The 21357-nt window shown below is 65.2% G+C and carries 16 protein-coding genes; 7 read left to right on the top strand and 9 right to left on the bottom strand.

Features of this window, described 5'->3' with window-relative positions; all coding sequences use genetic code 11:
• Positions 1-75: 75 nt before the first annotated feature.
• Complete coding sequence (locus tag ACW18B_RS15525) at positions 76-1275, top strand: alpha/beta hydrolase (protein ID WP_492047926.1); 1200 nt, start codon at positions 76-78, stop codon at positions 1273-1275.
• Between the two features lie 111 nt (positions 1276-1386).
• Here the strand turns inward: ACW18B_RS15525 and ACW18B_RS15520 are convergent, their stop codons facing one another.
• The 3 genes from ACW18B_RS15520 to ACW18B_RS15510 all read right to left on the bottom strand — a co-directional run bounded on the left by ACW18B_RS15520 (position 1387) and on the right by ACW18B_RS15510 (position 6462).
• Positions 1387-3018 carry a DUF6351 family protein gene (locus tag ACW18B_RS15520; protein ID WP_492047925.1) on the bottom strand — a complete coding sequence of 544 codons (1632 nt, stop codon included), beginning with the start codon at positions 3016-3018 and terminating at the stop codon, positions 1387-1389.
• Between the two features lie 10 nt (positions 3019-3028).
• Positions 3029-3973, bottom strand: coding sequence for a LysR family transcriptional regulator (locus ACW18B_RS15515; RefSeq protein ID WP_492047924.1), 945 nt, complete (start codon positions 3971-3973; stop codon positions 3029-3031).
• A 248-nt stretch (positions 3974-4221) separates the two neighbouring features.
• Positions 4222-6462, bottom strand: a complete 2241-nt coding sequence (locus ACW18B_RS15510) for a glycoside hydrolase family 3 C-terminal domain-containing protein (RefSeq protein ID WP_492047922.1) — start codon at positions 6460-6462, stop codon at positions 4222-4224.
• Positions 6463-7090: 628 nt separating this feature from the next.
• On the opposite strand from ACW18B_RS15510, the gene ACW18B_RS15505 reads away from it, so the two are divergent.
• Positions 7091-8761, top strand: coding sequence for a carboxylesterase/lipase family protein (locus ACW18B_RS15505; protein WP_492047921.1), 1671 nt, complete (start codon positions 7091-7093; stop codon positions 8759-8761).
• Positions 8762-9681: 920 nt separating this feature from the next.
• Here the strand turns inward: ACW18B_RS15505 and ACW18B_RS15500 are convergent.
• The 5 genes from ACW18B_RS15500 to ACW18B_RS15480 all read right to left on the bottom strand — a co-directional run bounded on the left by ACW18B_RS15500 (position 9682) and on the right by ACW18B_RS15480 (position 12911).
• Entirely contained in the window at positions 9682-10206 is a 525-nt protein-coding gene (locus tag ACW18B_RS15500) for a sensor histidine kinase (protein WP_492047920.1), read from the bottom strand.
• A complete protein-coding gene (locus ACW18B_RS15495) occupies positions 10173-10496 on the bottom strand; it encodes a HAMP domain-containing protein (RefSeq protein WP_492051743.1) in 324 nt (107 codons plus the stop codon). The genes ACW18B_RS15500 and ACW18B_RS15495 overlap by 34 nt, the downstream gene beginning before the upstream one ends.
• Positions 10497-10535: 39 nt before the next feature.
• A complete protein-coding gene (locus ACW18B_RS15490; protein WP_492047919.1) occupies positions 10536-11759 on the bottom strand; it encodes a hypothetical protein in 1224 nt (407 codons plus the stop codon).
• 2 nt (positions 11760-11761) lie between these two features.
• Positions 11762-12226 (bottom strand): winged helix-turn-helix domain-containing protein, encoded by a 465-nt coding sequence (locus ACW18B_RS15485; protein ID WP_492047918.1) that lies wholly within the window; start codon positions 12224-12226, stop codon positions 11762-11764.
• Positions 12227-12293: 67 nt separating this feature from the next.
• Positions 12294-12911: a GtrA family protein gene (locus ACW18B_RS15480; protein ID WP_492047917.1), complete on the bottom strand. Its 618-nt coding sequence runs from the start codon at positions 12909-12911 to the stop codon at positions 12294-12296.
• A 396-nt stretch (positions 12912-13307) separates the two neighbouring features.
• On the opposite strand from ACW18B_RS15480, the gene ACW18B_RS15475 reads away from it, so the two are divergent.
• Positions 13308-13832, top strand: coding sequence for a hypothetical protein (locus ACW18B_RS15475; RefSeq protein WP_492047916.1), 525 nt, complete (start codon positions 13308-13310; stop codon positions 13830-13832).
• Between the two features lie 95 nt (positions 13833-13927).
• A complete protein-coding gene (locus tag ACW18B_RS15470) occupies positions 13928-14923 on the top strand; it encodes a DUF1838 family protein (protein ID WP_492047915.1) in 996 nt (331 codons plus the stop codon).
• Between the two features lie 4 nt (positions 14924-14927).
• Here the strand turns inward: ACW18B_RS15470 and ACW18B_RS15465 are convergent, their stop codons facing one another.
• Positions 14928-16139 (bottom strand): alpha/beta hydrolase, encoded by a 1212-nt coding sequence (locus tag ACW18B_RS15465; protein ID WP_492047914.1) that lies wholly within the window; start codon positions 16137-16139, stop codon positions 14928-14930.
• 270 nt (positions 16140-16409) lie between these two features.
• On the opposite strand from ACW18B_RS15465, the gene ACW18B_RS15460 reads away from it, so the two are divergent.
• The 3 genes from ACW18B_RS15460 to ACW18B_RS15450 all read left to right on the top strand — a co-directional run bounded on the left by ACW18B_RS15460 (position 16410) and on the right by ACW18B_RS15450 (position 21341).
• Positions 16410-18731 carry a TonB-dependent receptor gene (locus tag ACW18B_RS15460; RefSeq protein WP_492047913.1) on the top strand — a complete coding sequence of 774 codons (2322 nt, stop codon included), beginning with the start codon at positions 16410-16412 and terminating at the stop codon, positions 18729-18731.
• 91 nt (positions 18732-18822) lie between these two features.
• Positions 18823-20382 (top strand): carboxylesterase/lipase family protein, encoded by a 1560-nt coding sequence (locus ACW18B_RS15455; protein WP_492047912.1) that lies wholly within the window; start codon positions 18823-18825, stop codon positions 20380-20382.
• Positions 20379-21341 (top strand): alpha/beta hydrolase fold domain-containing protein, encoded by a 963-nt coding sequence (locus tag ACW18B_RS15450; protein ID WP_492047911.1) that lies wholly within the window; start codon positions 20379-20381, stop codon positions 21339-21341. The genes ACW18B_RS15455 and ACW18B_RS15450 overlap by 4 nt, the downstream gene beginning before the upstream one ends.
• Positions 21342-21357 lie beyond the last annotated feature (16 nt).

The following is a 21357-nucleotide window of genomic DNA, read 5'->3' as shown; positions in this document are numbered from 1 at the left end:
CCTGTCCAGGTGGGCGGCGCGGGCCGAGAACCAGACTGCGATCACACTTCAAGCTTCGGCGGGAGGCCGAGTACGATGACCAAGCTCCATCTGATCGGCACGGCGGCCGCCGCCCTGCTGTTCGCGCCGGTCCCGGCCCTGACTCAGGCTCCGGCCTCAGCCCCGGGTGACGCCGCCAGCTGCTTGCCGCGCGGCTTCTTCGCCGGACCGGCCGCCTACAGATCGGTGGAGCAACGGCCCGACGGCCGAGTGACTTTCCGCCTATGTGCGCCGGACGCCCAGGTCGCCATGGTGACCAGCACCGACAACGCCGACGTCATCCCGATGGGTTTCGGCGGGGGGCCGCGCGGCCTGGCCATGACCAAGGACCCGACCGGCCTGTGGACCGTCACGACCGACAAGCCCGTCGCGGCCGACACCTATCGCTTCAACTTCAATGTGGACGGCGCGCGCGTGCCCGATCCTCAGGGCACGCGGTTCTCGGAAGAGCGCGCCGGTGTCAACAGCACCTTCGAGGTCACGGGGCCAGCCGGAGCGTTTCAGACCTTCAACAAGGCCGTGCCGCACGGCGTGGTGTCGACGGTCGAGTACTGGTCAGGGGCGCTGAACGTTCGCCGCCGCGCTCACGTCTACACCCCGCCCGGCTACGAGAAGGGCAAGGGCAGCTATCCGGTGCTCTATCTGGTCCACGGCGCAGGCGACAGCGACGACAGCTGGACCTCGGTCGGCCACGCCCAGTACATTCTCGACAACCTGATCGCGGCGGGCAAGGCGCGGCCGATGATCATCGTCATGCCCGCCGGCCACACGCCTGACCGGCCCGGCGCGGACATGCTGACCAACACCGACTTCCGCGACGACTTCCTCCAGGACCTGATCCCGTACGTCGACGCCCACTACCGCACGATCGCCAAGGCCGACGCGCGGGCGATGGCGGGGCTGTCGATGGGCGGAGCGCACACCATCCAGAACGGTCTGACCCACCCGGAGCTGTTCCACTACATCGGCATTTTCAGCATGGGCCTGCAGTCGCCGCAGCAGGCCGCCGACTACGCGACCCGCAACGAGGCCGCCCTCAAGGCCGGCGCCAAGAGCTTCAAGCTCGTCTACTACGCCATGGGCAAGGATGACTTCCTGTACGGGACCGTCGCCCCGACCCGCGCCACCTTGAACAAGTACGGCATCGCCCACGTTTACAACGAGAGCAGCGGCGGCCACACTTGGATCAACTGGCGCCGTTACCTGGCCGATTTCGCGCCGCGCCTTTTCCGCTAGGCGCTTTCCGGTCGGATTGCTTCAATCTGGTCGCGCGAACAGGTGTGGCAGAACCGCCGCTCGACCGGTCGAACGGGCCGCCGTCAGGCCGTGAAATGCGTCAGGCATCGCTTAGCGCAGATACTTCCGAGCGGGTGGCGCGACCTTAGTGCCGCCGGCCGGTGGCGCGCAGGCAAAACTCGACGCCGCATCGGGTGCGTTGCGACCATCGAACCGAGCGACGAGCGGGTAGGGGCAGAGCGGGCGGGCGAAGCCGTGTCCCGTCGAGCCGCCCTGGACCTGGGTGGCCAATACCGTGGCGGGGGGCTGACCACGCTCGACCCAGGCTTCGATCGACGCCTGAATGTCTAGCGGGGCGGGGCCCCGTCCGCCTTGGCAGTGTTCGACGCCGGGGGCCATAAAGAACCGATAGAAGGCGCTGGCGTCACGCCCCGCGCGCGCTTCGCGGCTGGTCAGTCGGTCATGGTAGACGATCGAATCCTGCACCGGCACGACCGGGTCGGCTCCGCCATGCCAGTGGATCATCTTGCCGCCGCGACGGCGAAACGCGTCGAGCTTGACACTCATCGCGTTGATACGGCGGGCAAGCCTGCGGTCGGCGCGGTCGGTGTCCTTGGCGAAATCGACAAGGCTAGGCCGCCAGCCGCCGCCCAGGCCCGCCCAAATCCGCCAGAAACTGGCCCGTGCCGGCTCGTCCGGCTTTACGGGATTGGCCCAGTAGAGGCTCCATCCGCCATACGCGCCGGCGGGGCTTTCGCTGCCCGGCGGCCAGCCGAAATAGATCCGCTCTCCCGTGTCGGCGTTGCGAGCCCCCGCGGACATGCGGCGCAGGCGATCCAGTTGCTTGTCGGTCAAGCAGCTGTCTGTCTCCTCACCGACGCAACGAAGGGGCGAGGGATCGAAGGCGCAGGCTTGCGGCGCGTTCAGATAAGGATCTTGCGGCAAGCCCCCGCCTTCGGCGCCGTTGGCCTTGCCGCATTGCGTCAGCGCCGCCTTGGTGATGAGGGCCAGCTTGCTGGCGGGGATGATCGGGCGGGCCGGATCATCGGCCTCGTGGTTCTGGAGAAATTGCCAGAGGAAGCCGGCGTTCAGACGCGTTCGATTGAAGCCGGGCGCGCCCGCGACGATGCCGTCGAAATCTCCAGGGTAGCGTTGAGCCTCCATGAAGGCCTGGTGGCCGCCGGTCGAGCAGCCCTGGAAATAGGCGAAGGAGACTGGGCGGCCATAGAACGTCGACGACACCCGCTTGGCGCGCACGGCGGTTTCGTGCACCGAGCGGCGGGCCCAATCGTCAATCGATGTTGGACGCTGGGCCGCGAAGTCGGGATCGTCGCCCTTGTGCCCAGTGTCGGTCGCGGCCACGACATAACCGCGCTTGAGATAGGCGTTCATGGCCGGTTCCGGCAGGGCCGAGCTGTAACCGCCGTTGCCAAGCACCAAGAGGCGTCCATTCCAGCGATCGGCCGGCAGCCAGACGGAAATGCCGATCTCCGAGCCTGGCCGGGGCCGTGTGACGGCCTGGAGCCGACAGGCGCCGTCTATCTCGCGTGCGGTGGCGACGCTGTCCCCGCCGGTAAAGGCCTTTGCAAGCGTCTCGCACCGGGTCGCGGCGCTCGCATCGACAGGCGTCAAAATTCCGGCGGCGAGCACGAGCGCGGCCGCGGAAATCCATGAACTTGGATGAGTCACAGCGCCCCCGAAACACGAGGGGCCATTCGACCGCGCCTTCCCGGCAGCCGCCATTCGAGACTTCTTATGAGGCGATCGGAAACGGCGATCTCCCCAGATGCGCCTGGCGGATGCTGTCGACGAAAGCGACCGCGATCCGGCGCATCGGCACGCCGCGACGCCGGGCGAGAACCAGCGTGCGGGCGAAACCTGGATCGTCGATCACTCTCGCGCAGACCTCAGCGTCTCTCGCCTCTAGCGCCGTAGACGGCAGGATCGCCACGCCTAGACCCGCTCGCACAAGCGCGACGGCGGTGGACATGTAACTCGTTTCGCATGCTGGCGTGACACCGAGTCCGTTAGCGGCGAAAGCACGTTCGACTACCATCCTCACGCTGCTGGCGCGGTTGGTCAGGATCAAAGGATGACTCGTGAGCTCATGCACGGTGATCTGGTCAACCTTGGCAAGGGGATGGCCGGGCCGGAACACCACCTGAAGATTGTCCTGGAAGAGATCCTCGAAATCGAGGTCAGGGTCGTTATCGCCGCGCGCGCAGATCCCGAAATCGACCTCGCCTTCCCGCACGCGCGCCCGGACCTGCGTATCCAGGGCGTCTTCGACAACGAACGTGGTATCGGGGCGATCGGCTCTGAAGGCGCGGATGAGCCCGGGCAGAACCGTTGCGGCGCAGGATGGCAGGCAGGCCAATCGGACCGTCCCACCGGTTCGCACAGCCTGGTCCCGAGCGTTGATGACCGCGCCCTCGAGATCGTTGACCAGTTGCATGAAGACCGGCAGCAACTCTCGCCCTGCGTCGGTCAGTTCGACTGAGCGGGTGTTGCGGTCGAACAGGCGCAGTTCCAGGCTCTCCTCCAACTGTTGGATGCGACCCGTCAGCGCTGGCTGGGAGAGATTGAGGACCTCGGCGGCCCGCGTGAAGCTGTTGGTCGAAGCGACCGTGACAAAGCCCCGGACCTGACTGAACGTGATCCGTAGGCCATTAAGCAATCGCGTATCGCGATGGTCCATCTTGTTTCCCCCGTCCGGCGTCTTTTTGGGCCGGTACGGGACGATTGAACTGGAAGGTTCGACAGCCGTCTAGTCAGCATTGCGCTGTCGGGCGCTGCATCGTCTGTTCTGCCGGATATAATTACGGTCGCTCTATGCCGTGATCAGCCGCCGCCCCTTGCCAGCACCACGCCCAGAGCTTGAGCGAGGTGCTGGCAAGGGGGGGGGCAGAGCAACCGGGTATCAGGATCGGCTACTCTGGGCAGGTCCTAAGCACCGCCCCCGCAAAGTTCCTTCAGACTGTGGGTCTGGCTGGGTGAGATCGTCACCTTCGTCGTGGCTTGCGTGTCGGAGGAAGATCCTCCGAGCTCGAATTGATAGCTTCCGGGCGACATTCGCCAGCAACGTCCTTTGTCGTCGAACGTCGCGAGCAGGCGCGGATCGATCTTCACGGATACGGACTGGGATTTACCCGGCGCAACCTCGATCTTGCGGAAGCCGGCCAGGCGGCGCGGCGCTTCCCAACCCGCGCCGGCCACGTAGACCTGAGCAACGGCCTTGCCCTTGACCCGGCTACGGTTCTTCACGTCGAAACGCGCGACGATGCCGTCCGCCCCTGCTTTGACCGTCAGCTTGGAATAGCCGAAGTCCGAGTAGGACAAGCCATGGCCGAAGGCGAACGCGGGCTGGGCTTTCTTCAGCTCGTACCATTTGTAACCGACGGCCGCGCCCTCGGTGTAGCGCACGTCGCCTTTCGCAGGGTCTTCAGGATGGGGAAGCTGGACGAGGGCGGACGGGAAGGTGATCGGCAGGCGGCCCGATGGGTTCACCTTGCCGGTCAGGACGTTGGCGATCGCTTCCCCGCCTTGAGTGCCGGGGAACCAGGCCTCCAGGAGCGCCGCGATCTTCCCTGACCAAGGTGTCAGAACCGCGCCGCCCGTCTCAAGCACCACGACGGTGCGCGGATTGGCCGTGGCGACTGCGTCGATCAAGGCATCCTGGCCGTCCTTCAGCGACAGCGAGACGTCGAAGGCCTCGCCAGCCCATTGTGTGGCGAAGACGATAGCGACGTCGGCGGACTTCGCCTTCTCAGCCGCCGCCGCTGCGTCACGACCGTCGACGAATTCGATCTGCGCCGACGGCAGCCTTAGGCGCAGCGCCGCGAGGGGAGCGGACGGATAGAACATCTGCGGGCCGGGCCAGAACTTGGGCTCGGCGTCAGGGACCGCGTTGCCCCCGCGCGGATAAACGAGTGACGATCCGCCGCCAGCGATCACGCCCTTGTCCGCATGGCCGCCGATCACCACGATATGCTTGGCGCCGGGCGCCAGTGGCAGCAACCCGCCCTGATTTTTCAGGAGCACGATGCTCTCTTCCGCCGCCGTCCGACTGATGACGGCGTGCTTGGCGAGGGTGTCCTCGGGCAGGTCCATCGGCGCGCTGGTGATGGGGTGATCGAACAGCCCGTGGCGGAACATCGCGTAGAGGATCCGGGACACCATCGTGTCGAGCTGCGCGGTCGTGACGGTTCCGTCAGCTAGCGCCTTCTTCAGCTCTTCGCCCAGATAGGGTTTTTCGTCGAACGGGAAGCCCGACTCCTGATCGAGGCCCGCGGAGATGGCCGGGACGGTGGAATGGACCGCGCCCCAGTCGGACATTACATAGCCCTTGAAGCCCCAGTCCTGGCGCAGCACATCGCGCAGCAGCCATGAACTCTCGCAGGAGAAGGGCCCGTTGACGCGATTATAGGCGCACATCACCGAACCTGGATCGCCATGTTCGATCGCCAGTTCGAAGGCCAGGAGATCGGACTGACGCGCCGCGACGGGGTCGATCACCGAGTTGCCGGCGTTACGATCGGTCTCCTGATCGTTCAGCGCGAAATGCTTGACCGTTGAGATCAGGTGGTTCGACTGCACTCCGGCGATCTGCGCACCGACGATGGCGCCCGATAGGAGAGGATCCTCTCCGCCATATTCGAAGTTGCGACCATTGCGCGGTTCGCGGGCCAGGTTCACGCCGCCCGCCAGCATGACGTTGAAGCCGGAGGCGCGCGCCTCCGCGCCGATCATCGCGCCGCCCCGGAAGCCGAGATCAGGATCCCAGCTGGCCGCGATCGCGAGATTGGAGGGCAGGGCGGTGCGCTCGCGCTTACGGGCGGCCCCGCCTTGGGTGGCGACGCCGATCCCCGCGTCCGTTTGCCATTGCGCCGGGATCCCCAGCCGGGGGACGCCTGGGACATATCCGGCCGAGCCCGCGCGCGCGTCGGCCGGCGCCTTGTGGTTATTGCGGAAAGGGAAATCCGTCGCGAACTGGCCGAACACCAGCGTCAGCTTCTCGTCCTGGGTCATTTGCGGCAGCAGCACCGCGACGCGCTGTTCGGGCGTGAGTGTCGCTTTCATCCAGGGACGGGCCTCTTCAGCCGCCGCGGCGGCGCCCAGCCCGGCGGCGACCGTTAGCGCCGTCAGATTCGCGGCGAGCGCGATCCTCAGAGTGGTGCGACGACTCATGGTTTCTCTCCTCAATATGCGACTTGGGGGCGCTGAAGCTCGACCGGCTCCTTGCGTTGGGAGCGATCTTTCGCGGCGTGCTTTCGTTGCGCGCGCGGCGGCTGCTGCTTGGCTAAGATTTCGCGGTCAGGGCGCCAGGGAAAGACGACTGCGTCTCCGAGCCTTTCGGCGGTGCGTCGGCTAGTCCGGCGCATGGCGCACTGTCCCGCCAGATACCACGCATTGCTCGCCCCCTAAGCCTGACCCAGCCTCTAGTCTGTCACTAGTCGTCTGCGCGCATTGATCGTGACGAACCGGGAAGCTCTCAACAAATATAAATTCTTTATAGGTCTATCGGAAAACTGAATATATCGGATCTTTAATCCATATTGGAAAGTTATGAGGCAATTGAGTTATTGTATTTCTGGGGCATAGTCCTTTACGCTATCTGATGAGGGGCGTAGTGTGTTGGGAGTGGTTTCGGATGCGGGGCCAGGCTAGTGCTGTTGTTGCGTCGGGCGACGAATGGGGTAGGGCAGCCTGAGGCTGTGCGCTTCGATGCTTGGGACCCGTCCGCTTTCGCCTGATGGCGCCGCCTCTCAGCCTGAAGGAAAGGCGTTCGACGGTTCTTATGAACGAGGAAGACAAAATGAAGTCTCTGGCCTTCAAGACCCTGATGGTGGCGGCGTTGACCTGTGCGCCGATTTCCGCCCTGGCCCAGGCTCCCTCGGCCGTGGTCAGTGTCGAGCAAGGAAAGATCAGCGGAACGCTAGAGGAGGGCGTTGTCAGCTGGAAAGGCATACCGTTCGCCGCTCCTCCCGTTGGCGCGCTGCGCTGGCGCGCGCCGCAGCCGCCGGCGCCTTGGACGGATGTTCGTCCGGCCACCACGTATAGCGCCGACTGCATGCAGAAGCCGTTCGGTGGCGATGCGGCGCCGCTCGGTACGACCCCCGCCGAAGACTGCCTGTATGCGAACGTCTGGAAGCCCACGGAGGCTAAGGCGAAGTTGCCGGTCGTCGTCTGGATCTATGGCGGCGGCTTCGTCAACGGCGGCGCCTCGCCGCCCACCTATTCGGGCGCCAATCTCGCCAAGCAGGGCGTGCTGTTCGTCAGCTTCAACTATCGCCTCGGGCGCTTCGGCTATTTCGCACTGCCTCAGTTGACCAAGCAGGACCCCGACCACGGGCTGCTTGGAAACTACGGCATTCTCGACCAGATCGCTGCGCTGAAGTGGGTTCAGCAAAACATCGCCGCCTTCGGTGGTGATCCCTCTAACGTGACCATTATCGGCGAAAGCGCGGGCGGCATGTCCGTGCATACGCTGGTCACGACGCCGCTCGCGCGCGGACTCTTCCAGAAGGCGATGGTGCTCTCCGGCGGCAACGCCGAGACCACCGAGAACCCCTCGCTCGCCGACGCCGAGCAGATCATGTCCAATTTCGCCAAGGCCAATGGTGTGTCGCCCGACGACCCCAAGGCCATGGAAGAGTTGCGCGCGCTCAGCGCCGAGCAGGTCACCGACGACCTCAGCATGATCCAACTGTTCCAGCCCAAGCCGGGGCCAAAAACCTTCACCGGGCCGGTTCGCGATGGAAAGATCATCGTCGATCAAGGCCAGGCCTATGCCTCGGGACAGTTCGCGCATGTGCCGATGGTGATCGGCGCCACCAGCGCCGACATGGGAGGCAAGAGCGGCTTCATGATCGCTGGCGCACGCAGCGCCGCGGCCAGGATCGCAAAGCAAGGCGTGCCGGTCTGGCACTACCGCTTCTCCTATGTCGCTGAATCCGTCGGTCAGCCCGGCGCGCAGCACGCGACCGACGTTCCTTTCTTCTTTGACAACGCCACTATCAAATACGGCGCCCAGACCGCGCCCAAGGATGACGCCGTCGGCAAGACAATCAGCGCCTATGTCGTCAACTTCGCCAAGACAGGCGATCCCAATGGCGCTGGTTTGCCTGCGTGGCCCAAATATGATCCGGCGACCGATGCGCTGATGGATTTTTCGGCGCAAGGCGCCGCCGTGCCGCAGAAGGACCCATGGGGCGAGGAGATCGACAAGGGCGTGGCTCGACTGGCGGCGGCGCGGGCGTCGGGGCGCTACAATAGCCTGACGACACCGCTTGGCGCGCTGCTTGATGATCCCGCGGCCCGTGCGGTGCTGGATCGCCACATCCTGGACGTGGTTAGCGGCCCCCAGATCAATATGGCGCGGGGCCTGACGCTCGCGGCGCTTCAATCCTATCTGCCGCAGCAGCTCACGGAAGCGAAGCTGAACCAAATCGATACCGAACTGGCGACGCTACCCAAGCCACGGTGATCGTCCGAAGGCCGGGGGGCAACACCCCACCTGGCCTTTGGCAACGCTCCCTCAGGTCATGCTGTCGACGAGCGATGAGCGCACGGTCAGCCGGTCCCACTTGAAAACTACCGAGCCCCCGGGCGCTCCGTTGGATCCGCTCGACATCGAGCGAGCGGACATACTGAGGAGTCACTTTCGCCAGCCGTTTTCCCCGCCTGATGGGCATTGTTGGGCTGTTAGAGTCGCTCGGACGCTCAGTTTCAAAGGCGCTAGCTAGCTCAGCCTCCCGTCGATGGAACGCTGGAAACATCATTTCCAGGGGTGCCGCAGGTCAAAATGGAGTGTTCCAGCGTGCGCAAGCGTATTTTGGGTGCCTCGAGCGTGAAAAGGTGCACTGTGATATACAGTATAGATGTTTGATCGTTCCTCATTAATGACTATGAGTGAAAACTTTTAATAAATATGAAGTTCAATTAAGTCGTTAGTTTAGTAATTTTACGTATTGCTTGGCATCAATACATCTTAGTTGCATTTTAATACCAGAAAATTCAACGCCTTGCCGTTCAATTGATGATCGAGTGGGAGTGATCCGGGGGCTTTCGGGGATCATTGTGAATTTGATTTAAACCATTGAAATTGAAAGTGTTTTTGCTCTCCAGGGATCGGCAACGATCGAGGGGCAGGTCAAATTTCGTGCGATTGACGGTGCGCCCGCGACCTTGCTCGCGACGGTGTCATCCCATTCAATCGAACCCGAAAGGTGCTTATCGACCACGACACTGAGGCCTATCGCGCCAGAAACTGCATCGAGCCCTGCTTCTCAATGCTCAAACACTTCCGGCGCTTCGCCACGTAGTATGATCGCAGAGCCGTTCACTTTCTCGGCTTCGTCCACCTCGCCGCCGCCATGAACTGGATGCGATGAATGTCGATTGGCTCTAGGCCGCCAACGGTGCGCGGGGCAGGCGCAGTTGGGCCTTGAGCCCTTGTTCGCCGCGGCTGAGACTGACGTCGCCGCCGTGCGCGCGGGCGATCGAGCGCGAGACCGCCAGACCCAGACCTATCCCGCTCTTGTTCAGGTTCCGCGAATGGTCCGACCGGTAGAACGGCAGGAAGACCTTCTCCATTTCCTCATCAGGGAGGCCGGGACCGTCGTCCTGCACCTCGGCGATGACCTCGCCGCCCTCCTCGAAGACGCGGACGTGGGCGCGGTCGCCGTATTTGAGGGCGTTGTCGATCAGATTGGTCAGCACCCGCTCGACGCTGAGGCTGTCGACATCGACCGGCACGCGGTCACCGGGGTCCAGGGTCACATCCCCGCCCATGATCGTGGCGTTGTCGACAACACATTCGAGTATGGAGCGCAGCTCGACCCGCTCGCGCACCGAAGGCTCGCTGGCGTCGCGGATGAAGGCGAGGACCGCGCCGATCATCTGGTCCATCTGGGTGATATCGTTGGACATGCCGGCCCGCGCCTCGACGGGGATACGCTCAAGCCTGAACCGCATCCGCGCCGGGGGGGGCGCAGGTCGTGGCTGATGGCCCCGACCATGGCCGTTCGGTCGTCGATATAGCGTTTGAGCCGGCTCTGCATCAGGTTGAAGGCGCGGGCGGCGCGGCCGATCTCGGCGGGACCGTTCAGCGGCGCCTGTTGGCCAGACGGATCACGGCCCAAGCGCTCGGCGGCGTCAGCGAACCGGACCAACGGCTCGGCCAGCCCCCGTGCGAAGATCAGGCCCAAGGGCGCGATCACCAAGGATGAAAGCAGGAACCAAAGCGCGATCCGACGTTGCTAGGTGGTTGGAAAGCGCTCGGGCGTAGGCCGGACAGTCACCCAGCGCCCTGGCGAAGCCTGGAAGGCGGCCACGAAGTCGCCCTGAACGAAGGGCGTCGGCGCGAGGCCAAAGAGGCCCTTGGCCGGCGCGCTCTCCGACGGCAGGACATAGCCGCCCTGGTCGGCCGCGCCGATCACGAAGCCGCTCGGGCGAGCCTCTGATCCGATGGAGGGCTGCGCCACTGTGGCCGTCAGCGGTTCAGTGACGGCGGAGGCGGCCGCGCTGGGCTGAATCGGGACGTCCAGCGCCACGGCGCTCGGCTCTGGCGCCTCCTGCGCGACGACAGGCGTGCGGTCGAGACGGGTGCGCGGCGGTGGGACGTCAGGAATGGGTTGCATCACGGCGGGTTCGCGTCGCCCTTCGCTGGCCTCGGCGCCTGGGCCGCCGGACGACGGCGCGCCAGCCGGCGAGCTTGTCGCCAAGGGATTCGTGCTCGGCGCGGGCTGGGGGGCGCCTGGCGCGTCGCCTGGCGCGGAGGCCGGGGCGGCCGCCGCGACCGTCGATGCGGGCTGAGACGATCGCTCGCTCCGGCGCGCGGCTGGCCGATCGTCATGCGGCTTGTGATCTTGTGGCGCGCGCTCGGGGAGGGATGGAAAATCGCCGCCGCGACCCGGGTCCCCCGGGAAGCCGTCGCTTGGGAAGCCTCCGGGAAAACCGCCGCCGGGAGGTTGGCCCCCACCTGGCGGACCGCCGCCTGCTGGACCTTGCTCGGCGCTTAGCGAGGTGCGGATCAGGCGTGGCGCGGCGTCGACCGGCGCCGCATAGGCGGCGGGATCGACGGTTTCGGCTGATGTGGCCGTCGAAAGCCTTGTCGCCGCGCTGCCGCCGGTGAGGGCCGGCGGGGCGTAGAACAGAATTCGCACATGAGCCTGTGATACGCCGAGCATCCGCGAAAGGTCCGCGCGGGACTCTTCTGAAATGACCCAGTTGGGGCTTTCCAGGCTTGGCGGCTCGTCGCGGACCACGCGCTCCAGGGGACGAGGATTGTCGCTTTTCAGCGCGCCGCCCTTCAGAGCCAAGGCCACGTCCACCATCCGGTACTTCGGCGCGGGCTTGGGCGGCAGCAGGACGGTCAGACCCAGGATCGCCAGCTGGGCGACCACCAGCCCGGCCAGAAGCAGGGCGACGATCTGGAATCGCAGCGGAACGCCGCCCGCCGGCCACCGCGCCCGTCGCTGCATGCTCAAACCCTCGTGACTTTCGAGTCCAGAACATAGCCCAGACCCCGGTGTGTCTTGATGATCTCGGTTCCGCTCTGCTCGTTGAGCTTTTTGCGCAGCCGACTGATCTGGATGTGGATGGCGCGATCAAGCGAGACTTGGGTTTCGCCGCGCGAAAAGCGCGCCAGTTCTTCCCGTGAAAGCACCCGCTGCGGGTTCTCGACCAGCGCGCCCAGCAGCGAAAGCTCGCCGGGCGTCAGCATGATCATCGTCTCCGTCCGGGGAGCGAAGCTGGGACGCACCAGATCAAAGCGGAACCCGGAGAAGGAATAGACCGCTGTCCGGCTGGCCGGGGCCTCGCCACCGTCGCCCCGCCGCCGCAGAAGCGCCCGAACCCTCGCCAGAAGTTCGCGAGGCGCCACCGGCTTGACGACATAGTCGTCGGCGCCGAGTTCGAGCCCGAGAATGCGGTCAATGGATTCCCCCATTGACGACAGCATCAACACGCTCGGTCCCGCGCGCGATGTCGGGACTTTTGTTTCGAAACCGAGAGGTTCAGGCCCGCCAGGTGATCCGTGCGGTGGCCAGGTAGTTCCAGAGCGCGCCGGTGGCCGCGCCCAGGAAGGCGGCGGCCGGCCAGGGCGCGCCATGCCGGAATGATAGCTGCGCGACCTCGAAATTGGCCCAGGCGCTGGACCCGCAGATCAGGGCGAAGGACACCAGGCCCGACATCCAGCGCCAGCCGCGATTGGACCGGTCGCCGTAGGTCAGGATGTTGTTCAGCGCGTAGTTCGACAGAATCGCGCCGCAGAGGGCGAAGATCTGGGCGGCGGCGAACGACGCGCCCAGGACCCTGTAGCCTAGGCCCAGGATCGCCAGATGAACGCCGAAACCGAAGGCGCCGACGCAGCCGAAGGTGAAGAATCGGCGACCGATCAATCCACCCGAACCGCCCTGCACCAGGGTGGCCAGACAGTCCCAGGCGACCGAAATCGAGAACTTGCTCTGACCCTTCGTCCGCAGGCCGAACTTGAAGCCCAGCTCACGGATTCGCCCCGGCGGAAAGGTCGGATGGGCGACGATCAGTTCCAGCAGGATCTTGAAGCCTCGCCCGGCCAGATGCGGCGCGCGCGCCTCGAAAGCCTCGCGACGGATGGCGAAAAAGCCGCTCATCGGGTCGGTCAGCTGGCGCAGGCCCGAGCTATGGGCCAGGCCGGTGGCGACGCCTGGACGAAAGACCCGTCAATCTTCAAGATCAACCCGCACCACCTCATTCCGGGACCACACATGTTTCCGGAGTTCCTGCATCTGATCCCTGAGGTCGGGACCGGAGGCTTCGATGCCGCCGGTCGAAAATCGCGTCCAGCAGTCGCTTCGGATGAGCGGAGGCTATCCGCAAGGTGGATAGCCTCCGCTCATGGGTCATCGCTCGCCACCGCGATGAACTAGCCACAGGTGACGAAAGTTCAGATGGGCTCGCGTCCGCCGGTCGCCGAGGTCGCGAGCGCCTTCGCAGTGCGCCGCCCCGGCCGATCGCGCCGCTCGAAACGAGGAAAGCCGGAGATTGACATGAGCAGCAAGCCGAAGACCGACGACATCCACGAGACCATGCCGATCCTCGTCAGCAACGAAGGCGTCTGGGAAGGCTGGTATCGCTATTACGACGCCAAGACGGGCGAGCTGACCGACCAGCACCGCTCGCGTCTGCTGTGCCGCCTCATCGAGGAGGACGGCAAGGTCCGCTATCACCAGACCAACTACTACTTCTGGGACGATGGCAAGACCGAGATCCGCGACTTCCCGGCCTGGTACGAGAACGGCCGCGTCTGGTGGGACAACGACCTGATCAAGGGCTGGGCGGCGCAGATGTCGCCGGACGACTTCGGCCGCTCAACTTGCCTGAACTGGGTGCGCAAGGGCGAGCCCGACGTCTATCTCTACGAGATGATCCAGAACTCCGACGACCGCACCAACCGCGCCCGGACCTGGCAGTGGTTCCGCAACGGGCTGTGCTTCCAGCGCACGCTAATCGACGAGGTGTTCATCACCAAGGACTGGGCCAGCTTCGACGTGACCGTTCCCCCGAAGGCCTGACGTCCGCAGGGCGGAGAGTGGCCGGGCCGCGCGGCCCGGCCACGCCGATCCATGCATGCTTCTGCCTCAGACTTTTGAACCTGAGGTGAGGCGCGATGATCTTTGAAGCGATGAACAGGGCTGTGTCCCGGCGCGGGGCGCTGGGCGGGTTCCTTGGAGCCGGCGTCGCGGCCGCCGCGCCCGCCGCCACTGCAGCGGCCTCCAGCAACATCCGACCGCTGAACCTCGAGGACCCGCGCGAGAACCTCTACGGCTTCGCCAAGATGTGGGGCACGATCGGTCCCAAGGCCGTGCTGTCGGGCTATCACGGCGTGCAGTACGGCATCGTCGGCAGTCAGCGGGCTAAGCCGCTGTTCAACTTCTGCGGCTTCGGCAACATCCGCAACGTCATCCAGCCCGACGGCTCGGTGAAGGTGATGGGCAAGGAGTGCAGCTACTTCACCGACCTCGCCACCGGCGAGATCCTGGAGGCCTGGGAAAATCCGTATACGGGCGAAAAGGTCGACGTCTACACGTTCCTGAACGACCGCTTCCGCGGCACGTTGGGCCTGGAGCAGAAGGTGTTCAAGGTCGGCGACGCCGAGACCAAGAACAACGACATGGGCGAGGCCAAGGCCCAGCCGTTCCGTCTGCCCTGGCAACGGGTCGGCGACCAGTACCTGCTGTCGTGGGACTACGCCCACGAATACAGCAACCCCGTCACGCCGGAAGGCTGGCCCAAAGCCTCGACCGGACCGGTGATCAATCCGTCCGAACACTTCAGCATCTTCACGCCGGCCGATGAGATCGACGACCGGTCTGTCGTCTCGGCCCGCTTTCATGCCGGCTTCATGCGCCAGGGGCCGTGGTGGCCGTGGATGAAGATGGGCCAGAGCGGCGTGCACGGCGTGCTGATGGGCCGGATGCACAGCTACAAGATCACCGGCGGTCCCGAGGACGTGCCCAAGGCCGTGCTCAAGCGCGTCGAGCGCGACCGTCCCGACCTGCTCGAGGAGCCGACCGAGGGGCCGGACGAAGGCGTGCAGGACACCTTCATGCGCTATGCCGAGGAGGTTCCCCCCGAGACGCCGGGCTACGTGCGGCGCAAATAACCCGCTACTGCGGCCCGCGGTTCGCCGCGGGCCCTTTCGTGGAAAAGACGCGCCCTGCGAAGTCGCGCAGGTCGCGGCGCCAGACGTCCCAGTCGTGGCCGCCGTCCGTCTCGACATACTCGTACTTCAGGCCTGCCTGATCGAAGAGGGTGCGGGTCGGCGGGACCAGCGACAGCACCGGATCGCCGCGCCCGATCGTGTAATAGACCCACGTGCCGGCGGCCGCGCGCGCCTTCAAAGCCGGCAAGTCGTGATCGCGGAACCGGGCCAGGTTGTCCTCGCCGATGAAGCCGATGCTGAAGATCCCGATCGGGCCGAAGACGTCGGGACGGGTCAGGCCGAAATTGATCGTATGCAGACCGCCCATCGACAGGCCCGCCATCGCCCGGCGGTCCGCCCTGGCCTCGGTGCGGAAATGGCCATCGATGAACGGCGTCAGATCCTTGATCAGGTCGTCGCGGAAATCGCTGTTGAAACGGTTGTCGATTTCGGCGCGCGCGGGGGTATGTCCGAACGGCATCACCACGATCATCGGCGGCGCGGCCTTGTTGGCGATCAGGCTGTCCAGGATGTAGTTCGCACGGCCCTTCTCGATCCAGCTGCGTTCGGTGTCGCCGACGCCATGCACCAGATAGAGCACGGGATAGCGGCGTCGGCCGCCGGCCTCGTAGCCGGGCGGGGTGTAGACTTGCGCCCGGCGCAGCGTGCCTGTCGTCGCCGACGGATACTCTACCGTCGAGACTAGTCCGTGGGCGATCCCGGAGCGATAGCGCTCGAAGGCCAAGTCCGGCGCGGCGACATAGAAGGTCGACCGCATTCCGCGAGCTTGGCTGGCCGTCTCGGACGACTGAGGATCGGGGATGACCAGTCCGACGACTTCGAATCCGTAGATATGGACGCCGGGCTTTACCGGCCGCGCCGTCGTTGCGGCCCAGTAGTTCTTCGCGTCCTTGGCCATCGCCAGGCCGGGCGGGCCGCCGTCATATCCAGTAGGGATCGAGTCTATGTCGCCGCTGACGACCTTGGCGGACGGAGCGGCCGGCGCGCAGAGCCGGAAGCGTACGCGTCCGTCCGGCAGGGTCTCCACGGATTGATAGTCGAGCGGCGCCTGGGTCGGCCCGCGCATCTCGCACGACGAGGTTTCGGCGCGCGCCGCGGCCGCCGGTAGCGCCAGAAGCGCGCCGGCCGTCAGCAGCGCGATGATCGTGTGTCTCACCGGAGAGTTCCTGGGCCGCAAAAGATCAAGTCTTCCCCGAGCGCCGCCTGGCAGGGCGGGCGATTTGCCAGCTTTTCGCCGTGCGGATACCGGCGCCGCTTTTTGATGGTCCTGCCTGCACAATTCTGCAGCGGCGTAACAACGAGTCTTCGCAGGTCGGATAACGCCGTGATTTGCGCGCCGACGACAGCGTTGTCGTAGATGCTCGCCCTCATCAACAAAGCGCCGGACAGGCGTGCGATCTGTGAGGGGGATAGCAAGATGAACCGCGTGAAAGCATCACTTATGATCGGGGCTTCGGCCACCGTGTTCGCGTTCGCCGCAAGCAGTGCAACGGCCGCAGGTCAGGCCACGGACAAGGAAGCCGGCAGCGAGATAACCGAAGTCGTGGTCACCGCGCGCGGCCGCAAGGAGAAGATTCTCGAGACGCCCGTGGCGATCTCGGCCATGAGCGCCGAGAAGATCGAGCAACTGGGCGTCACGTCGCTGACCGATGTAGCCCGTTACACGCCGGGCATGACCGAAAATGCGACCATCACAAGCTCGGGCCGCAACGACCGCTCGTTCTCGCAATTCATCCTGCGCGGCATCATGCCGTCGGACGTGGACATTCCCACGACGACGACCTTTCTCGACGGGGCGCCGCTGTCGGCCGGCGCCGTGGACGGTGTCGATGATCTGGAGCGCATCGAAACGCTGAAGGGGCCTCAGGCGGCCTATTTCGGCCGTCAGACCTTCGGCGGCGCCATCTCGCTGATCACCAAGGATCCGTCCTTCACACCGGCCCTGACCTTGAACGGCATCCTGGCCACCCAGAACCTGACCGAAGGTCGCATTACTCTGGAAGGTCCGATCGGCGACGGCGAGAAGCTGGCCGCGCGGATTTCGTACCGCTACTCGGACCAGGACGGTTACTACGAGAACAGCGCCACCTGGCGTACCCACGAGCGGGTCGGCGATCGCCAGACCCAGAACGTCAACCTGACCATCGTCGCCAAGCCGGTCGACAATCTGAAGATCAAGTTCACCGGCATGTATCGTCACGACAAGGACGGTCCGTCGGCCCAAGTCTATATCGCACCGAACTATTCGAACTGCACGACGCCGGCCGGGCGCTGGTTCTGCGGCAAGGTGCCGACGGTCATCAAGAAGATCACGATCAATGATGTGGTCACCCCTGACATCAAGGCCTTCGTCGCCGCCGGCAAGACGACAGGCCGGCAGGTCAAGTCGATCGATGAGTTTGGCTTGGAACGCGACGCCTTTCACGGCGGCCTGAACGCCGAATATTACGCGCCGAACCTGGACCTGACCTTCGTGTCGATCACGGGCGTCGACCAGCAGGTCTTCGGCCAGATGCAGGATTTCGACAACCAGGACTCCCAACTGGTCAACTACGTCTTCTCGGTCTCGAAGCGTAATCGCAATTTCTCGCAGGAATTCCGGGTCATCTCGAACCAGGACAACGCCTTCCGCTGGCTGGCCGGCGGCAGCTACGCCTGGCAGCGGGTCGATACCAGCCTGGCTAGCTCGCTGCTGGCGTTCGGGGCGTCGAGCAACTCGTACACCCCCTCCAGCACCTCCAGTTCTGAGACGCTGGCCGGCTTCTTCGGCCTGACCTACGACCTGAGCAAGAAGCTGACGCTGAACCTGGAAGGCCGCTACCAGTCCGACAAGGTCCAAAGCGGCGGCCAGTCGGCGACCTACAAAACCTTCCTGCCGCGGGCCATCGCCCAGTACCACTTCACCGATCGGGTGATGGGTTATGCGACCTATTCCAAGGGCGTGAACCCGGGCCCGTTCAACAGTCCTCGCGCCCTTGACGCCCTGACGCCGGCCAACCGTGCGGACTTCATCTCGCGCTATGGCTTCGGCGTGGAAGTGCTGCCCGAGAAACTGCAGAACTTCGAGGCGGGCCTGAAGGGCACGTTCCTCAATGGCAAGCTGTCGCTGGCGGCGGACGCCTACTACGACGAGTGGTCAAACCAGATCAACTACGTGAGCCGCTACTACAGGCAGGGCGCCGATCTGATCGGCGCCTTCGCCAAGGTCAACAACGGCAAGATCAAGCTCAGCGGCGTCGAGGTGGAGGGGACGTATCGTCCGGTCCGCCGCTTCGAGATCAACTTCGGCGGCGCGATCAACGATACCAACATCCGCGCCGGCAGCTGCATCAGCTGCAACGAGATCACCGGCAACCCCGACACCCACGTCTATCGTGGCAACGAGCTGAACAACGTCTCCAAATACCAGTCGATCCTCGGCGCTAGCTACTATGGCGAGCTCACGTCGCTGCCGGACGCCAACTGGTTCGCCAACATCAACTACAGCTACAAGTCCGGTTCGTACGTCAGCAACGACAACCTGCTGAAGACCCCCGACCAGCACACGGTCGACGTCCGTGCCGGTGTCACCAAGGGGGCGCTGTCGGCCGAGCTGTTCGTGCGCAATCTGTTCGACTCGCAATACTTCACCAACGCCACGACCTTCTACGACGTCGTGACCTTGGACTTTACGCGGTCCAGTGCGCTGCTGGCCGGTATCGCGCCGGGCCGCAGCATCGGCCTGCGCCTGAAGTACGTCTGGCGCTAACGGCCTGACATCGTGGGCTGAACCGCCCCCATTCGGCGCGCTCGCTTGCGGCGGGCGCGCCGACCCTTTTCTTCAAGACCGGATGGCTTTCATGTCGTGTCGCGCACTCTTCGCCGCCGCCCTGCTTTTCACCGCCAGTCCGACGCTGGCCGCCGAGCGCACCGTCGTAACCCGGTTTGGCCCTGTCGTCGGCGAGACGACCGCGGGCGTCGCCGCGTTCAAGGGCATTCCTTTCGCCAAGCCACCTATGGGCGCGCTACGCTGGCGAGCTCCCCAAAGCCCTGAAACCTGGGCGGCGCCGAGGCCCGCTAAGGCCTATGGTCCCGACTGTATGCAGCAGCCCTTTCCGGGCGACGCCGCGCCGCTGGGGGTGACGCCGGCCGAGGACTGCCTCTATCTCAACGTCTGGGCGCCCGAGAGCGCGGCCATGGCCAAGACCAAGCTGCCGGTCATGGTCTGGATCTATGGCGGTGGCTTCGTCAACGGCGGTAGCTCGCCGCCCGTCTATGCCGGTGACGCCTTCGCCCGCGACGGCGTGATCCTGGTCAGCTTCAACTACCGCCTGGGCCGCTTCGGCTTCTTCGCCCACCCCGCCCTGAGCGCAGAGAACGCCGATGGCGGCCTGTTGGGCAACTACGCCTATCTCGACCAGATCGCGGCGCTGAAGTGGGTGCGCGACAACGCCGAGGCGTTTGGCGGTGACCCCGATAACGTGACGATCTTCGGCGAGTCGGCCGGCGGCATGTCGATCCATGCCCTGTTGGCCACGCCGATGGCCAAGGGCCTGTTCCAGAAGGCGATCATTCAGTCGGGCGCCGGCCGCGCGGGTCTGTTCCCCATTCCCAAGCTGCGCGGCGCCGCGGGCGAGCGTACGGGCGAGGCTGTGGGCCTGGTCTTCGCCGAGAAGTCCGGCATCAAGGGAACCGACGCCGCCGCCCTGGCCGCGCTGCGGGGCCTCTCGGCCGAGCAGGTGACCGATGGGCTGAACATGGCGAGCGCCTTTACCCAGGCCTATTCCGGCCCGATGCTCGACGATCGGATCTTCACCCGGGAAGCCCTGCTGGCCTATCAGGCCGGCGAGTGGGCCAAGGTTCCGCTGATGATCGGCGCCACCAGCGCTGACGGCTTCTTCTTCGGCGGTTCTCGCGACCAGGTGTTCGCGCCGTTCGGCGACAAGCGCAAAGCCGCCGAGGCCGTCTACGACCCGACGGGCGCGGCGGACATCAAGGTCTATGGCTGGCAGGCGGCCGCCGACCGGGCGATGATCGAGCCGGTGCGGCTGATCGCCAAGATGCTGTCGGCCCAGGGCGCCAAGGTCTATCCCTACCGCTTCTCCTATGTGGCCGAGAGCCTGCGGAGCGCGCTGTGGGGGGCGCCGCACGCCACCGAGATCCCGTTCGTCTTCGACACCGCCGAGGCGCGATATGGCCAAGCTCTGACGCCGGCCGACAAGGCCGCCGCCCAGCTGACTCATGCCTACTGGGTCGGCTTCGCCAAAACCGGTGTCCCGGCCGCGCCCGGCGCTCCTGCTCTGCCGGCCTACGACGCCGCCAAGGACATCATTCTGGATATTACCGCCGAGGGGGCGAAGGTCGGTCCCGACCCCCTGAAGGCCCGCCTGGACCTGGTCGAGGAGACCTCACCGAAATGAACCCGCGCAATATACTGATCGCCCTCGCGCTGGCCGCTTCGGCGCCCGGGCTAGCCGCTGCCCAAACCCCGGCGCCCACGCCACGCATCGATATCCTGGACTCAAAACTGTCCGACCCGCTGCCGATCTCCACGGTCGCCATGCCCGGCGGCGTCACGATGTGGAAGGACGTCGTCTATATCGAGCGCGAAGGCTTTCGACCGCTGACTCTGGACCTGTATGTCCCGGCGGGGACGGGCAAACGGCCCCTTATCGTGCAGATCCATGGGGGTAGCTGGTCGCGGGGCACGGCGCGCCGGATGGCGTTCTACAAGGACTTCCCCAACGTGCTGGCCGCCCTGGCGGCGCGCGGCTACGTGGTGGCGGCGGTCAATTATCGGCTTAGCGGCGAGGCGCCGTCGCCGGCCCAGACCGACGATGTCGACGCGGCGGTCGTCTGGCTGAAGCAGCACGCCGACACCTACGGCATCGACCCGACCCGGTCGGCGGCTTGGGGCGACTCGTCGGGCGGCCAGCTTGCGGCCATGACGACGGTGAACTGCAGCGGCGAAGACTGCGTCACGGCCGGTGTGTCTTGGTACGGGGTCTTCGATTTCACGCTGCCGCCGAACGTGACCTACAGCGACAAGATGTTCGCTACGACCAACACGTTCCTCGGCTGCCGGATCATCGACTGCCCCGAGACGGCCAAGGCGGTTGGCCCGATCAACCACATCAAGGCGATCCCGCCACCGATGTTGCTGTTGCATGGCGACAAGGATTTCGCGATCCCGGCGTCCCAATCGGTTGCCATGGCCGAGGCGCTGAAGAAGGCTGGTGGTCAAGCCGATGTGAAGGTCTATCAGGGCGCCAACCATGGCTGGTATGGGGCGACGCCGGAGGCCACGCGAGAGTTCCACCAACGAGCCATCGACGACACCTTCGCCTTCTTCGACCGCGTCCTAAAGCCGTCCCGATAAGCACGATCGGAGATTT

The sequence above is a fragment of the Caulobacter sp. FV2ps19 genome (genome assembly GCF_058681035.1).
This window is presented reverse-complemented; position numbering and strand designations above follow the sequence as displayed.

Bases quoted from the DNA above. Each gene is read 5' to 3' on its own strand.
- ACW18B_RS15520 (WP_492047925.1), bottom strand. From the start codon at position 3,018: ATGGCGGCTGCCGGGAAGGCGCGGTCGAATGGCCCCTCGTGTTTCGGG.
- ACW18B_RS15480 (WP_492047917.1), bottom strand. From the start codon at position 12,911: ATGAGCGGCTTTTTCGCCATCCGTCGCGAGGCTTTCGAGGCGCGCGCG.
- ACW18B_RS15510 (WP_492047922.1), bottom strand. From the start codon at position 6,462: ATGAGTCGTCGCACCACTCTGAGGATCGCGCTCGCCGCGAATCTGACG.
- ACW18B_RS15500 (WP_492047920.1), bottom strand. From the start codon at position 10,206: ATGTCCAACGATATCACCCAGATGGACCAGATGATCGGCGCGGTCCTC.
- ACW18B_RS15485 (WP_492047918.1), bottom strand. From the start codon at position 12,226: ATGGGGGAATCCATTGACCGCATTCTCGGGCTCGAACTCGGCGCCGAC.
- ACW18B_RS15455 (WP_492047912.1), top strand. From the start codon at position 18,823: ATGTCGTGTCGCGCACTCTTCGCCGCCGCCCTGCTTTTCACCGCCAGT.
- ACW18B_RS15505 (WP_492047921.1), top strand. From the start codon at position 7,091: ATGAAGTCTCTGGCCTTCAAGACCCTGATGGTGGCGGCGTTGACCTGT.
- ACW18B_RS15525 (WP_492047926.1), top strand. From the start codon at position 76: ATGACCAAGCTCCATCTGATCGGCACGGCGGCCGCCGCCCTGCTGTTC.
- ACW18B_RS15490 (WP_492047919.1), bottom strand. From the start codon at position 11,759: ATGCAGCGACGGGCGCGGTGGCCGGCGGGCGGCGTTCCGCTGCGATTC.
- ACW18B_RS15515 (WP_492047924.1), bottom strand. From the start codon at position 3,973: ATGGACCATCGCGATACGCGATTGCTTAATGGCCTACGGATCACGTTC.
- ACW18B_RS15470 (WP_492047915.1), top strand. From the start codon at position 13,928: ATGATCTTTGAAGCGATGAACAGGGCTGTGTCCCGGCGCGGGGCGCTG.
- ACW18B_RS15475 (WP_492047916.1), top strand. From the start codon at position 13,308: ATGAGCAGCAAGCCGAAGACCGACGACATCCACGAGACCATGCCGATC.
- ACW18B_RS15450 (WP_492047911.1), top strand. From the start codon at position 20,379: ATGAACCCGCGCAATATACTGATCGCCCTCGCGCTGGCCGCTTCGGCG.